This window comes from Nocardioides sp. PD653-B2 (assembly GCF_002117935.1).
Classification (GTDB): domain Bacteria; phylum Actinomycetota; class Actinomycetes; order Propionibacteriales; family Nocardioidaceae; genus Nocardioides.
On sequence record NZ_BDJE01000013.1, the window covers coordinates 1 to 14872 of the forward strand.

The window sequence follows — 14872 nt, forward strand, 5'->3', positions numbered from 1 at the left end:
AACCGAAGGCGCGCCTTCCTCAACCACCGGGGCGACCTTCCTCAACCACCGGGGTGCGGGTGGTCTCGATGGTGCCCGAGTCCGGGGAGGTCAGGTCGAGCGCCACGTCGTACGAGATGTCCGAGAGCCGGGCGGCGCGGGTCCGGGCCTCCGCGAGGGTGAGTGAGAAGACCCCGACCCTACGGATTCGCCCAGGGCGGTGTCGGACCGTTAGGCTTGCGCGGTTGCCTCGGCGAGGGAGTGGTTGCCACTCCGTGATCGACAGGGCTGGCTGATCCTCCGGATGCGCCCCCTGCGATCTCGATCGTCGCCGTGGCCCCGAGACGTTGAACAGTCAGCACCACCGAGGAGAGCAGTCGTCATGAGCACCGAGAAGATCAAGGCCGAGACCCGCACCGAGTTCGGCAAGGGTGCGGCCCGCCGCATCCGCCGCGCCGACAAGGTGCCCGCCGTCATCTACGGCCACGGCAACGAGCCCATCCACGTGACCCTGCCGGGCCACGACACGATGATGGCGCTCAAGCACGGCGGCGCGAACGCCCTGCTCGAGCTCGACATCGAGGGCACGACCCAGCTGGCGCTCACCAAGCAGGTGCAGATCGACCCGATCAAGCGCCACCTCGAGCACATCGACTTCGTCGCCGTCATCAAGGGCGAGAAGGTCACCGTGGAGGTGCCGGTGCACCTGAACGGCGAGGCCGCCCGCGAGACCCTGGTCGTCACCGAGAACGCGACGATCCAGCTCGAGGCCGAGGCGACCAACATCCCCGAGTACATCGAGGTCGACATCGACGGCGCTCCGGCCGGCACGCAGATCCACGCGTCCGACCTCCAGCTGCCCGCCGGCTCGACGCTGCTGCTCGACCCCGACACGCTGATCGTCAACATCACCGAGCAGCAGTCGCAGGAGGCCCTGGAGGCCGAGCTCGAGGAGGCCGAAGCCGAGGCCGGCATCGAGCGCGAGGAGTCCGACGCGGATGTCGACGAGGTCGGCGCCGAGGGCGACGCCGCCGAGAGCACCGAGGCTTCCGCCACCGAGGAGTGACCCTCCACCTGTTCCGCAGAAAGGGCCGGGATTCCGTGACCGACTCCAGTCCCGTGTGGCTGGTGGTCGGGCTGGGGAATCCCGGCCCTTCCTACGCCGGCCACCGGCACAACATCGGCTACCTCGTCGTCGACGAGCTGGCCACCCGTCTGAGCGCGCCCTTCCGCGCCCACAAGTCGGGCCGCGCCGACGTCGTCGAGGGGCGTCTCGGCGCGCCCGGCACGGCGGGGCCACGCGTCGTGCTGATGAAGGCGCGTGGCTACATGAACGAGTCCGGGGGACCCGTCAAGCAGCTCGCGGGCTTCTACAAGGTCCCGCCGGAGCGGATCGTCGCGATCCACGACGAGCTCGACATCCCGTTCGACACCATGCGGGTGAAGCTCGGCGGCGGCGACAACGGCCACAACGGCCTGCGGTCGATGCGGGGCTCGCTCGGGACCGGCGACTTCCACCGGGTGCGGGTCGGCATCGGCCGTCCGCCGGGCCGTCAGGACGTCGCCGACTTCGTGCTCTCGAACTACTCGTCGGCCGAGAAGAAGATCCTGCCGTTCCAGGTCGACAAGGCCGCCGACGCCGTCGAGTCGCTGGTGACCGAGGGCCTCGAGCGCACCCAGCAGCAGTTCAACTCCTGACGGCCCGATCGGTAGGGTGACCGCCGTGACCTTCGATCCCGGAACCCCGCCCGCCGACGCCGCCACCGACGACCACGTGCTCGCCACCTGGCTGGCCACGGTGGCGGGGGAGCGGCTGCTGGAGGTACGTCAGGAGGGCCTCGAGGGCCGCGAGCTCAAGGACGCCGGCGACGTCGCGGCCCACGACCTCCTCATGGCGCTGCTCGCCGAGCACCGGCCCGGGGACGCCGTGCTCTCCGAGGAGGGCAAGGACGACAAGGTGCGCCTCGGCTCGAGCCGGGTCTGGATCGTCGACCCGCTCGACGGCACCCGCGAGTTCTCCGAGCCGCCGCGCGACGACTGGGCCGTGCACGTGGCCCTGTGGCAGGACGGCGACCTGGTCGCCGGCGCGGTCGCGCAGCCCGCGCTCGGGGAGACCTTCAACACCGGCCAGCCCTCCGTCGTACCTCCGAGCACCGCGGCGCGGCCCCGGATCGCCGTCTCGCGCAGCCGCCCGCCGGAGTTCGTCAACGCTCTCGCGAAGGAGCTCGACGCCGAGCTGGTCCCGATGGGGTCGGCCGGGGTCAAGGTGATGTCGGTCGTCCGTGACATCACCGACGCCTACGTGCACGCCGGCGGCCAGTACGAGTGGGACTCCGCCGCCCCGGTCGCGGTCGCCCGCGCCGCCGGGCTCTTCACCTCCCGCGTCGACGGCACGCCGCTGGCGTACAACCAGGAGGACGTCTACCTCCCGGACCTGATCGTCTGCCGCCCCGAGCTCGCCGAGCGCATCGTCGCGTTCGTGAAGGGCCACGGACTCGACTGACATCTCTGGTCCCGGGCGGCGCCGTACGTAACGGGTTGTGTCGGGTCAGGGGCGCGCCCCAGGGTGGGCCCATGACGACCTTCATCGCGCACACGACCATCGACGCCCATGACGCCTACGCCCTGTCGGAATGGTGGAAGCCCGTCCTCGGGTACGTCGACATCGAGGGCGACCCCAACCTCCCCGGCCACGAGGAGTGCATGATCCGCGACCCCGAGACCGGCCACCAGCTGCTGTTCATCGAGGTGCCGGACGAGAAGGTCGTCAAGAACCGGCTGCACCTCGACCTCCGGCCCCGGGCCGCGACCCGGGACGAGGAGCTCGAGACGCTCCTGGTGCACGGTGCGAAGGTCGTCGCCGACCACCGCGGCATCCACGGCCCGGGCTCCGGCTGGGTCACCCTCGCCGACCCGGAGGGCAACGAGTTCTGCATCCTGCGTGCGGACGCCGAGCTCGCGGCTTCGAGTTAGGCAAGCCTAAGTAGAGTGGGGGCATGCCCGGACCCACCTCTCTCGTCGTCACCGCCACCGAGCGCCGCAGTCCCAGCCTCGTGCGGGTGCGCTTCCGGACCGACGACCTGTCGGCGTTCGCCGACAGCGTCTTCACGGACCGCTACGTGAAGCTGGCCATCCCCAGCGGCGGCGGCGAGGTGGTGCGCACCTACACCGCGCTCGAGCCGGACCTCGAGGCCCGCACGCTGGCCATCGACTTCGTGGTCCACGGCGACGAGGGCGTCGCCGGCCCTTGGGCGGCAGGCGCCGCGCCGGGAGACACGCTGACCGTCCGCGGGCCGGGCGGCGCCTACGCCCCGGACCCGGCGGCCGACTGGCACCTCTTCGCCGGCGACGAGTCGGCCATCCCGGCGATCGGTGCCGCGATCGAGGCGCTCCCGGCCGGCGCGACGGCGTACGCCCTCCTCGAGGTCAGCGACCCCGACCACGAGGTCGACCTGCCCGCCCCACCGGGCGTCGAAATCACCTGGCTGCACCGCGGCGCCGGCTCCCACGCGGTCGGTGACGATGCCGCCGGCCTCGACGCGCCGCTGGTGGGTGCGGTGCGCTCCCTGCCCTGGCGCGACGGCCGGGTGCAGGCGTTCGTGCACGGCGAGGCGGCCGCGGTCATGCACGGCATCCGTCCCTACCTCCTCGAGGAGCGCAACCTGCCGCGCGGGGACGTCTCGATCTCGGGCTACTGGCGCCGGGGCCGCACCGAGGAGGGCTTCCGGGCCTGGAAGTCCGAGCTCGCGGCGGCCGAGACCGCGGGCTGACCGCCGTACTCGTCAGCGACCGACGCAGGGACAGCCGGTCGACCGGGGATCCTCCGCCCCGGGCCCGAACGGGCCACGCGAGAGCGGCCCAGCATGGCCCGAACGGGCCATGCCGAAACCGGGTGCCTGACATGTTGGGGAAAGGCGGCTTCGCTGTTCGTCCCGCGTTCACCGTCGTAGAGCCGTTCGTTTCGCCTGCCTCCTGACACTTCTGGCGTTTCACCCATCCGCTCCCCGGAGCGACCGCCAGAGAGCCACGAGTGACCACCCTTCCTGTGCAGGACGCGTCCACCGACGTACGTCCCCGCAAGATCTCACGCAGGGCGACCGGCGCCGATGCCGTCTTCGTGCACTCGGCCCGCGCGGTCGGGGCGACCGTGCTGGTCATCACCGGCGGTGTCGGCCTCTTCCTCGGGTGGCAGGGCTACCCCACGATCAAGCACTACGGGCTGAGCTTCTTCACCGAGGTCGACTGGAAGCCCGACGCCGACGTCATCGGCATCGCCGGCGTCCTGAGCGGCACCATCGAGGTCGCGCTGGTCGCGATGACGATCGCCTTCCCGCTGGCCCTGCTGACCGCGCTCTACATCAGCGAGTACGCGCCCGCCCGGATCAAGGCGACCCTGGTCTCGCTGGTCGACCTGATGGCGGCGGTCCCGTCGATCGTGTGGGGTCTCTGGGGCTTCTTCCTGATCATGCCGCACGCCGCGGAGCTGGCGATCTGGCTGCAGCGGAACCTGGGGTGGATCCCGATCTTCGACGTCAAGGGCGCCGACCCGAACGCCGCGATCCCCGACCTGTCGCGCTACGCCGCGAGCATGTTCTGTGCCGGCATCGCGGTCGCGATGATGGTCCTGCCGATGTCCTGCGCGGTGATGCGCCAGGTCTTCTCCCAGACGCCGCAAGGGGAGAAGGAGGCCGCGCTCGCACTCGGCGCCACCAGGTGGGGCATGGTCCGCTCGGTCGTGCTGCCCTTCGGCCGCGGCGGCATCATCGGTGGGGCGATGCTCGGCCTGGGTCGCGCGCTCGGCGAGACCATCGCCGTGCTGCTGATCCTCTCCCCGTCGTTCGAGATCAAGCCGCGGATCCTCGAGGTCGGCGGCAACACCGTGAGCTCGCTGATCGCCGGCCGGTTCGGCGACGCCAGCAAGTCCCAGCTGTCCGCCCTGCTCGCCGCCGGGTTCGTGCTGTTCCTCCTGACGCTGCTCGTCAACACCCTCGCCGCCGTGATCGTCAACCGAAGCCGCTCGGGCGCCGGGACGGACGCCTGATGTCCTCCACGCTCGAGACCGGCAGCACCACCGCCGGCAAGACGTTCCTGCCCACGTACGACGACGACGCGGCGCCCCCCGTGCCCCGTGGGTCGCTCGGCGGCACCACCATCGACGAGAAGTTCGTGCGGATCGGCACCTGGGCCTCGGCGTTTGGCCTCGCCTGGCTGCTCACCCAGCGGCTGCTGGCGATGCCCGGCCTGCCGTGGTTCCTGATCATGTGGTTCGTCCTCGGGCTGGCCGTGACGGCCGTGACCGGCATGCTGACCGGTGGCCTGGTCGAGGTCCGCGACCGGGTCGCAGCCGCGGTCGTGACCGTCGGCGCGATGCTCGTCGCCGCGGTCCTGGTCAGCGCCCTGGCCTTCGTCGTGATGCGGGGCTGGCGCCCGCTCCTGCACCTGAACTTCTACGTCGACGACATGGCGGGCGTCGGCCCGAAGGACCCGTTCACCAACGGCGGCATCCTGCACGCGATCGTCGGCTCGCTGATCGAGATCGGCATCGGCGTCGCGATCGCGCTGCCGCTCGGCATCGGCACCGCGGTCTTCATGACCGAGGTCGGCGGCACCTTCGCGCGGGTCGTGCGGACGGTCGTCGAGGCGATGACCGCGCTGCCCTCGATCGTCGCCGGGCTGTTCGTCTACACGGTCTTCATCGTGGCGCTCGGCTACCCGCGCTCCGGCCTGGCCGCGGCGCTCGCGATCGCCGTGATGATGCTGCCGATCATCGCGCGCGCCGCCGACGTGGTGCTCCGCGTCGTGCCCGGCGGGCTGCGTGAGGCGAGCCTCGCCCTGGGCTCCAGCCGCTGGCGGACGGTCTGGCACGTGGTGCTGCCGACCGCCCGGCCCGGCCTCGCCACCGCGGTCATCCTGGGCATCGCGCGTGGCGTCGGCGAGACCAGCCCGGTGCTGCTCACCTCGGGCGCGGCGTCCTTCCTCGTCACCAGCCCGACGGGCGGCGTCATGAACTCGCTGCCGCTCTACATCTACTCGACGGTGCGCAGTGGTGAGCCGGTCGCGATCACTCGCGCCTTCGCGGCGGCCACCGTGCTGCTCGCCATCGTCCTGATCCTCTTCGTCACCGCGCGGCTGCTCGCCCGGCCCCGCCGCACCAAGAAGCCCCGCCGCCGCAGGTCTCTCGACCTGCTCCGCGCGGACCCACTCGTCGAGATGGGTCCTGTCAGCCCCCGCCCCACGCTCACCGAGGAGAACACGTGATCCGCGGCGTACGCGCGCTCATCGCCTTCGCCCTGTCGCTGGCCTGCATCGCCGTCCTGCCCGGGACCGCGAGCGCCACGGTCTACGCCCAGATCGAGGGCACCGGTTCCACCTGGTCCGAGCTGATCGTCCAGCAGTGGATCGCCGACGTCGACGCCAACGGCATGAAGGTCGTCTACACCGGTGGCGGCTCGACCAAGGGCCGCAAGGACTTCTCGCAGGACAGCACGGACTTCGCGATCTCCGAGATCCCCTACCAGGGCACCGACGAGCGCGGTCAGGCCGACACCGCCAACGGCCGGGAGTTCGCCTACCTGCCGATCGTCGCGGGCGGCACGGCGTTCACCTACCAGCTCAAGGTCGGCAACGAGCTGGTCCGCAACCTGCGGCTGTCGGGCGAGACGATCGCCGAGATCTTCACCAACCAGATCACCAGCTGGGACGACCCCGCCATCAGCAAGGACAACAACGGCCGGAAGTTCCCGAAGCTGCCGATCACCCCGGTGGTGCGGTCGGACGGCTCCGGCACGACGGCGCAGTTCACGACCTGGATGGACCACGAGTACCCCAGCATCTGGCGGCCCTACTTCGGGCAGTCCGGCCTCACGTCGTACTACCCGAAGAAGAACGGCACCCGGATGATCAGCCAGGCCGGCTCCGACCAGGTGATGAACACGATCAAGGGCTTCTCCGGCAACGGCATGATCGGGTACGTCGAGTACTCGTACCCGATCAACGCGGACTACCCGGTCGTCAAGGTCCTCAACAAGGCGGGCTACTACGTCGAGCCGACTCAGTACAACACCGCCGTCGCGCTGACGAAGGCGAAGATCAACCAGGACAAGACGTCCCAGCTCTACCTGACCCAGATCCTCGACGGCGTCTACACGAACCCGGACCCGCGGGCGTACCCGATCTCGTCCTACTCCTACATGATCATCCCGACCGGGGCCGATGACCCGCGGATGTCGACCGCGAAGCGGCAGACGCTCGCGGACTTCATGTACTACTCGCTCTGCTCCGGGCAGACGAAGGCCGGGCCGTACGGCTACTCGCCGCTGCCGCTCAACCTGGTGCAGGCGGGTTTCGACCAGATCGCCAAGCTGGAGAAGGCCGACCCCGACGTCGACCTCACCGACCGCGACGTCACCAGCTGCAACAACCCCACGTTCGACGGCAAGCACCTCGACAAGAACCTGCTCGCGGAGATCGCCCCCCAGTCCGAAGCCTGCGACAAGGTCGGCGAGGGCCCGTGCGGCACCGAGACCGGGAACAACGACCCGGGAGCACCGGGAGACGGCGACACCGGCACCGGTGACACCGGCACCGGCGACACCAGCAGCGGCGGCCCGGGGGACGGCACCGGGTCGGACGGCGGAGGTGGTCCGGGCGACGCACCCACGGCGATCGACCCGGACACCGGCCTGCCGGTCGGCGGCGACACCTCGGCGACCGGCGGCGACGCGATCTACGCCAACCCGACCACCCTGGTCTCCGACCGGACGATGGACACCGAGGCCTTCGGCTGGCTGGCCGCTCTCGAGCTGCTGGCGCTGGTGCTCGTCCCGGGCCTCTTCGTCGCCGCCCTGCGCCGGCGACGCCCCGCCAGGACCGGGGGCCGGCCGTGAGGCGCGGGATCGGCGCGGTCGGCGCGCTGCTGGTCGTGCTGGCCGGGCTCACGGTCGGGACGGTGCCGCAGCAGGCGGGTGCGTCGCCCGCGGAGCCGGTGCACCGGGCCGCGGCGAAGAAGGACGGCTTCACGGAGACGAAGACCCTCACCCGGCAGTTCGTCCAGCCCGACGGCTCGACGTACTCCTTCCCGAGCCACACCGTGACCGTCACCGCCGACCAGACCGAGAACCTGCGCGGCCGTCAGCGGATCCACATCACCTGGAAGGGCGCGCAACCCAGCGGTGGCCGGGCCAGCAACCCGTACGGCGAGAACGGGCTCAACCAGGAGTACCCGGTCGTCATCATGCAGTGCCGCGGCACCGACGACCCGAGCCTGCCGGTCGCGAAGCAGCTGCGGCCGCAGACCTGCTGGACCGCGTCGGTCGCGCAGCGCTCGCAGATCACCCGCTCGGAGAGCGAGGCCGCCTGGACCGCGGACCTCGACGCGGCTCCCGAGGACAAGGAACGCGTCTCGGGAGTCGACCCCTTCCCGACCGCCGAGGAGTGCCCGACCGCGGACATCGCCCCCTACTACACCCGGCTCACGCCCTTCGTGGCCGCGAACGGCACGACCTACCCGGCCTGCGACGCCGACCACATGCCGCCCGAGGCGGCCGTCGGGGCGGCGTTCCCGCCGTCCGAGCTGGCCGCGTTCACCGACACCGACGGCACCGGCTCCGTGCAGTTCGAGGTGCGCAGCGACGTCGAGAACGAGTCGCTCGGCTGCAACACCAAGACCGCGTGCTCGATCGTCGTCATCCCGATCGCGGGCCTCAGCTGCGACCGGCCCGCCGACCCGATGAGCAGGGCCGACCAGGCCTGCCGCAAGGGCGGCCGGTTCACGCCCGGCTCGAGCAACTTCGCGAACGACGGCGTCGACCAGGCGGTGTCGCCGGCCCTGTGGTGGTCGGCCTCCAACTGGAAGAACCGGTTCTCGATCCCGATCACCTTCGGACTGCCGCCCGACGCGTGCGACGTGCTCGACCCCCGGGCCCCCACCGGCTTCTACGGGTCCGAGCTGCTCGCGCAGGCGGCGCTGCAGTGGTCGCCGGCGTACTGCCTGCGCAAGGACCGCTTCAAGTTCCAGCTCAACCAGATATCCGACGAGGCCGGCTGGAACAACATGGAGGCCGGCATCGGCGTCGCCGCCGAGGTCTCCTCCGAGCACGACCGGCGCGGCACCGACCCCGTCGGCTACGCGCCGACCGCGGTGACCGGCTTCTCGATCGGCTACCAGATCGACAAGCCCGACAACGCGGGCGAGTTCACGAACCTGCGGCTCAACGCCCGGCTGATCCTGAAGCTGCTCAGCCAGTCGTACGTCGGCTCCGACCTCGGCCGCGGTCACCCGGGGATGGTCCACAACCCGGTCGCGATCATGAACGACCCCGAGTTCGTCGCGCTCAACCCGGGGCTGAGCGAGATCAGCCAGGAGGTCGGCGCGACCGTGCTGTCGCTGTCGAACTCGTCCGACGTGATCCAACAGCTCACCGACTACATCACGCAGGACCGGGACGCGGTGGACTTCCTCCACGGCAAGAAGGACCCGTGGGGCATGGTCATCAACCCGGAGTACGAGAACCTCGACCTGCCGGTCGCGCTCTGGCCGCTCCTCGACAGCTACATCCCCGAGACCGAGAGCGACTGCCGCCAGAAGAACCCCTCGGTCTACTTCAACGACCTCGCCGCTCCGGTGACGACGATGCGCAAGATCGCCGAGGCCCTGCTCGACGCGTGGCCGAACGTCCAGACCCGCTGTGACTTCGACCCGAGCACCGGCCTCTACAAGCTCGGCCGGATCGACCGTCAGTCGTTCGGCTCCCGCTTCATGCTCGGCATCGTCAGCCTCGGGGACGCCGCGCGCTACGGCCTGCGCAGCGCCGCGCTCGAGACCAAGCCCGGGCGGTACGTCGCGCCTAACGACCGCTCGCTGGGGGCCGCGGTCGCCCTCGGCCGGCAGTCGGCGAAGTACCAGCCGTTCGCCATCGACCAGGCCGACCTGCGCAAGGCGGGCAACGCCTACCCGGGCGCCATGATCGTCTACACGGCCGCCCGGCTGCAGAACCTCCCGCAGGAGGACGCCGACAAGGTCGCCGACTTCATCCGGATCGCGACGACCGAGGGGCAGCGGCGGGGCAGCGGCAACGGCGAGCTGCCGGAGGGCTTCCTCCCGATCGAGAAGAAGGGCGTGACCGCCGAGCTCTACGACTCGGCGCAGGACGTCGCCGACGCGATCGAGGCCCAGCAGGAGCCGAAGTCGCACCCGACGGACGGGCCGAGCGACGACACCGGCTCGGGCGATGGTGTGGACAGCCCCGTCACGCCGATCGACCCGCCCGCCGACCCCGAGCCGTCGACCGGCCAGGACCCGTCGGCCACGCCCTCGGTGCCGCCGGCGGCGACGCCGATGCCGGCCACCGAGCCCGTCGGCTCCACGCTCGCCGGTGGGTTGCTGCCGATGCTCATCCTGCTCGGCGCGATCGGCTGCGTGGTCGCGACCGCGCTCCGGCTCACCCTGCCCGTCCTGCGGCGGCGCGGATGACCACGACCGTGTCCAAACCGGCTGAGACGCCGCGCCGGACCCGCGGGACGAAGCCGAGGGCCGCGCAGCAACGGGCCCCGAGGCCTCGGGCGACGCCGAAGCGCACCGTCCCGCCCCGCCCGCCGACCCAGGCGGACAACGCGGCCGCGGTCCTGTCCTCGGCGTTCACGATGGTCGCGATCGTCTGTCTCTGGATGACCGCGCAGCTGCTGTTCCTCGGGTCGGTCTCCCAACACCGGGCCCAGGACCTGCTCTACGACGAGCTGCGCTACGTGCTCGCCGGCCCTCCGGACAAGTCGCCGCCCCTGGGCCCGATCGTGCCCGTCGGCGACCCGGTCGCGCTGCTCACGATCCCGGAGATCGGCCTCGAGCAGGTCGTCGTCGAGGGGACGGCGTCCGGCGACACCCTGGTCGGTCCCGGCCACCGTCGCGACACCCCGCTGCCGGGCCAGGTCGGCACCTCGGTCGTCTACGGCCGGTCCGCGACCTACGGCGCGCCGTTCGCCGACCTGCCCGACCTCCAGGCCGGAGACACATTCCAGGTCACCGGCGCCCAGGGCAGGACGACCTTCACGGTCATCGGTGTGCGGCGGGCCGGCGACCCGCTGCCGCAGCCGGTGGCCGAGGGTGACGCGCGGCTCACGATGGTCACCTCGGAAGGTGGCGGTCGCCTCGGCGCGATCACGCCCGACTCCGTGGTCTACGTCGACGCCGACGCGAAGAAGGCGTTCCCCGCACCGCCGGGCAGGCCCACGGCGGTCCCCCAGTCGGAGAAGGCCATGGCCGCGGACCCGGGCGCACTGCCGCTCCTGGCCCTCTGCCTGGCCGGTCTCCTGGCGCTGACCCTCGGGGTCGTCGCCGCCCGTCAGCGATGGTCGACGGTGCTCGTGTGGGTGATCGCCAGCCCGCTCGTGATCGCACTGTCCTGGGCTTCCACGGACGTGGTGATGCGGCTCCTGCCCAACCTGATCTGACCCGTACGGCTGCCTCGGGGCGGCGCCGGCACCACCTCAGCACCACCCACAACCAGCACCACCCATCACAGGAAGCGAACCCAGATGTCTGTACGCACGTCTCTCGCAGGCGCCGTCGCGGCAGCCCTCGCCGGCTCCGTCATCGCGCTCGGTGCGGGCCCCGCGTCCGCCGCCGTGGACCCCGACGACACGACCTTCACGCCCACCACCGCGGACCTGATCGGGGTCGGCTCCGACACCAGCCAGCACGCCATCAAGCTGTTCGCCGACGCCTGGAACAACAGCGGCCAGGCGCCGGTGAAGTTCGCAACCTTCGCGGCCACCGGCGGCGGGACCATCCCGCTGCCGACCGCGGCCATCAACCGCCCGAACGGGTCGGGGGCCGGCAAGGCCCTGCTCTACGGCAGCGGCAACAACACCGACATCGACCTCGCCCGTTCCTCCTCGGCCCAGAACGCCGCGGAGACGAGTGCCGGTCTGCAGTCGTTCCCGTTCGCCCTCGACACCCTGGTGATGGCGGTCTCCAACACGGTGCCGTCCAACGCGCCGACGTCGCTGACCCCCGCCGACATCGTCGACATCTACCAGGGCACCGTCACCAACTGGTCGCAGATCGACCCGGCCAGGTCCGGCGTCATCGCGCCGAAGATCCCGCAGGCCGGCTCCGGCACGCGCAGCTTCTTCACCGCCCAGCTGAAGGCCATGAACGGTGGCGTCGACGTCACGCTCGGTGCCGGAGTCGCCGAGGTGCAGGAGCACGACGACAGCCAGATCAAGAGCAACCCGAACGCGATCGCGCCGTTCTCGAAGGGCCGCGCCGGCCTGCTCGGCACCACCCTGCGTCTCGAGACCGGGTGGAGCGCCGACCGGGCCCTCTACAACGTGGTCCGCGGTGCCGACCTCGCCAGCCCGCTCATCCAGGGTGCGTTCGGCGAGGACGGCGCGCTGTGCTCCACCGACGTGCGTCCCCTGATCGAGGCGGCCGGCTTCCAGCAGCTCGCCACCCCCGACCACGGCGGCGTCTGCGGCTCGGCCACCCAGACGGCGACCAGCAACTTCACGGTCAACGCCCAGGTCGTCACCAGCACCGCCCTCGAGGCCAGCAGCCCGAAGGCGAAGGCGGCCACCCTGGTCGCCACCGTCACCGGCTCCAGCGCCCCGTCGGGCACGGTCGACTTCTTCGAGGGTGAGACCGAGGTCGCCAGCGACGTCCCGCTGGTGTCCGGCCAGGCCACCGCCGAGCTCACCGGTGTCACGGTCGGCAGCCACACCTACACGGCGACGTTCACGCCGGCCGAGGGCTCGGCGTTCGAGCCGTCCACCTCGGACGACTCCGTCGTCACGGTCAAGACGTCCGCCAAGGTCACCGAGTCCTTCCCGGCCACGGTCGCCAAGGGCAAGAAGGCCAAGGGCACCGTCACGGTCGTCGGCGACGGGGCCACCGCCACCGGCACCGTGAAGATCAAGAAGGGCAGCAAGGTCCTCGAGACCGCGACGCTCAAGGGAGGCAAGGCGACCATCACCCTGCCGAAGCTCGCCAAGGGCAAGAACACCCTGAAGGCCGTCTACAGCGGCAACAGCAGCGTGGCGGGCGCGACCAAGGCCTTCACGATCAAGCAGAAGTGACCCAGCACCACCGGTAACGCACCCGGCCTGTCGGCCCGTCCCCTCCCGGACGGGCCGATGGGCCACCACCACGTACGACCCGAAGGAAGATCCCATGACCGCCGCACCCGACGCGACCACCCTCCTGCCCCCCGTGCCCGGCGACCGCCCCCTCGCCGAGATCGAGGCGCGCGACATCACGGCCTGGTTCGGCAGCCACAAGGTGCTCGACCGCGTCTCGCTGACGATGCCCGCCGGCGGGATCACCGCGCTGATCGGGCCGTCCGGCTGTGGCAAGTCCACCTTCCTGCGGATCCTGAACCGGATGCACGAGCTGGTGCCTTCGGCCCAGCTCGCCGGCGAGGTGCTCCTCGACGGCGAGGACATCTACGACCCCGAGCGGCGGCTCATCGACGCCCGCCGGGCGATCGGCATGGTCTTCCAGAAGCCGAACCCCTTCCCGGCGATGTCGATCCGGGAGAACGTGCTGGCCGGTCTCCGGCTCACCGGCACCCGCGCGTCGAAGTCGACCAAGGACGAGCTCGTCGAGTCCTGCCTCATCAAGGGCGGCCTCTGGAGCGAGGTCAAGGACCGGCTCGACGCCCCCGGCGGCGGCCTGTCCGGAGGTCAGCAGCAGCGGCTGTGCATCGCCCGCTCGCTGGCGATCAAGCCGCGGGTGCTGCTCATGGACGAGCCCTGCTCGGCGCTCGACCCGACCTCCACCCGGGTCATCGAGGAGACGATGAAGGACCTCGCCCGGGAGGTCACCATCGTGATCGTCACCCACAACATGCAGCAGGCCGCGCGGGTCTCCGACACGTGCGCGTTCTTCCTCGCCTCCCAGGGCACCCCCGGCGTGATCGTGGAGCACGGGGATACTGGTGCCATGTTCCAGAGCCCTCAGGACCCGCGCACGAGCGACTACGTGCACGGCAGGTTCGGATGAGATGACCGCTGCTCGTCTCATCGTGCTCCTCGCCACCGGGCTCCTGGCGGTCACGGGTCTCGGGTACCTCGCGTCGCAGACCGTGCTCGCGCCGCCTCCGCTGGTGGCGTCGTCGCAGCAGCAGTACGTCGGCGCTCCGGCGCCGGTCCCGGCTCCGGCCGCGGGCGGCCGCCACCGGAAGCAGGCCGCCGCCGCACCGGTGCGCGTCGACTCGGGCTGGGTGACGGCCACGGCCGCGAAGGCCGGCATCCCGGAGCCCGCCGTACGCGCCTACGCCGACGCGCAGCTCAACGAGCCCGACGGCTGCGACGTCGGCTGGACCACCCTGGCCGGCATCGGCTGGGTGGAGTCGCAGCACGGCACCATCGACGGACGCACGCTGGGTGACGACGGACGGTCGTCGACGCCGATCCTCGGCCCGGCCCTGAACGGCAAGGGCGCGTTCGCCGCGATCCCGGCCACCCCGGAGTCGTCGGCGTGGCACGGCGACCCGGCCTGGGACCACGCGGTCGGCCCGCTGCAGTTCATCCCCTCCACCTGGGAGACGTGGAGATCCGACGGCGACGGCGACGGCGTGGCCGACCCCAACGACCTCGACGACGCCGCGTACGCCGCCGTCCGTTACCTCTGCGCCGACGGGCACGACCTCACGACGGGTGCCGGCTGGGCGGACGCAGTCCTGTCCTACAACCACGCGCAGTCGTACGTCGACGCCGTGCACGCCGCGGCGACGGCCTACGCGGAGCGCACCGGCTAGCCGCAGACCTGGGCCGACCTGCCGCGATGGTCGAGGAGTGCGCTTTCGCGCCTGTCTCGAAACCCCCGGCCCTCCGGTGGTTGAGGAAGGACGAAGTCCTGTCTCGAAACCCCTGGCCCTCCGGTGGTTGAGGAAGGCGC

At 71.2% G+C, this 14872-nt stretch carries 13 protein-coding genes; all 13 read left to right on the forward strand.

Annotated features, from left to right (window positions below; translation table 11 throughout):
• The first annotated feature begins 361 nt into the window (after window positions 1–361).
• The 13 genes from PD653B2_RS06420 to PD653B2_RS06480 all read left to right on the forward strand — a co-directional run bounded on the left by PD653B2_RS06420 (window position 362) and on the right by PD653B2_RS06480 (window position 14732).
• The gene (locus tag PD653B2_RS06420) at window positions 362–1045 is read left to right on the forward strand and encodes a 50S ribosomal protein L25/general stress protein Ctc (protein ID WP_085871514.1); all 684 of its coding nucleotides are present in this window, start codon (window positions 362–364) and stop codon (window positions 1043–1045) included.
• Between the two features lie 35 nt (window positions 1046–1080).
• Window positions 1081–1677, forward strand: a complete 597-nt coding sequence (gene pth / locus PD653B2_RS06425) for an aminoacyl-tRNA hydrolase (RefSeq protein ID WP_085871515.1) — start codon at window positions 1081–1083, stop codon at window positions 1675–1677.
• A gap of 25 nt (window positions 1678–1702) precedes the next feature.
• Complete coding sequence (locus PD653B2_RS06430; RefSeq protein ID WP_085871526.1) at window positions 1703–2482, forward strand: 3'(2'),5'-bisphosphate nucleotidase CysQ; 780 nt, start codon at window positions 1703–1705, stop codon at window positions 2480–2482.
• A 71-nt stretch (window positions 2483–2553) separates the two neighbouring features.
• The gene (locus PD653B2_RS06435; RefSeq protein ID WP_085871516.1) at window positions 2554–2952 is read left to right on the forward strand and encodes a VOC family protein; all 399 of its coding nucleotides are present in this window, start codon (window positions 2554–2556) and stop codon (window positions 2950–2952) included.
• 23 nt (window positions 2953–2975) lie between these two features.
• Window positions 2976–3749: a siderophore-interacting protein gene (locus tag PD653B2_RS06440; protein ID WP_085871517.1), complete on the forward strand. Its 774-nt coding sequence runs from the start codon at window positions 2976–2978 to the stop codon at window positions 3747–3749.
• A gap of 260 nt (window positions 3750–4009) precedes the next feature.
• Entirely contained in the window at window positions 4010–5020 is a 1011-nt protein-coding gene (gene pstC / locus PD653B2_RS06445) for a phosphate ABC transporter permease subunit PstC (protein WP_085871518.1), read from the forward strand.
• Complete coding sequence (pstA, locus tag PD653B2_RS06450) at window positions 5020–6237, forward strand: phosphate ABC transporter permease PstA (RefSeq protein ID WP_085871519.1); 1218 nt, start codon at window positions 5020–5022, stop codon at window positions 6235–6237. The genes pstC and pstA overlap by 1 nt, the downstream gene beginning before the upstream one ends.
• Window positions 6234–7865, forward strand: coding sequence for a substrate-binding domain-containing protein (locus tag PD653B2_RS06455; RefSeq protein ID WP_085871520.1), 1632 nt, complete (start codon window positions 6234–6236; stop codon window positions 7863–7865). The genes pstA and PD653B2_RS06455 overlap by 4 nt, the downstream gene beginning before the upstream one ends.
• On the forward strand, window positions 7862–10450 hold the full coding sequence (locus tag PD653B2_RS06460; RefSeq protein WP_085871521.1) for a hypothetical protein: 2589 nt from the start codon (window positions 7862–7864) through the stop codon (window positions 10448–10450). Before PD653B2_RS06455 ends, PD653B2_RS06460 begins: the two co-directional genes overlap by 4 nt.
• Window positions 10447–11424, forward strand: a complete 978-nt coding sequence (locus PD653B2_RS06465) for a sortase (RefSeq protein ID WP_085871522.1) — start codon at window positions 10447–10449, stop codon at window positions 11422–11424. The genes PD653B2_RS06460 and PD653B2_RS06465 overlap by 4 nt, the downstream gene beginning before the upstream one ends.
• A gap of 84 nt (window positions 11425–11508) precedes the next feature.
• Window positions 11509–13050 (forward strand): Ig-like domain repeat protein, encoded by a 1542-nt coding sequence (locus tag PD653B2_RS06470; protein WP_085871523.1) that lies wholly within the window; start codon window positions 11509–11511, stop codon window positions 13048–13050.
• A 94-nt stretch (window positions 13051–13144) separates the two neighbouring features.
• Complete coding sequence (locus tag PD653B2_RS06475; RefSeq protein WP_085871524.1) at window positions 13145–13975, forward strand: phosphate ABC transporter ATP-binding protein; 831 nt, start codon at window positions 13145–13147, stop codon at window positions 13973–13975.
• A gap of 1 nt (window position 13976) precedes the next feature.
• Complete coding sequence (locus PD653B2_RS06480) at window positions 13977–14732, forward strand: lytic transglycosylase domain-containing protein (protein ID WP_085871525.1); 756 nt, start codon at window positions 13977–13979, stop codon at window positions 14730–14732.
• The last annotated feature ends 140 nt before the right edge of the window (window positions 14733–14872 follow it).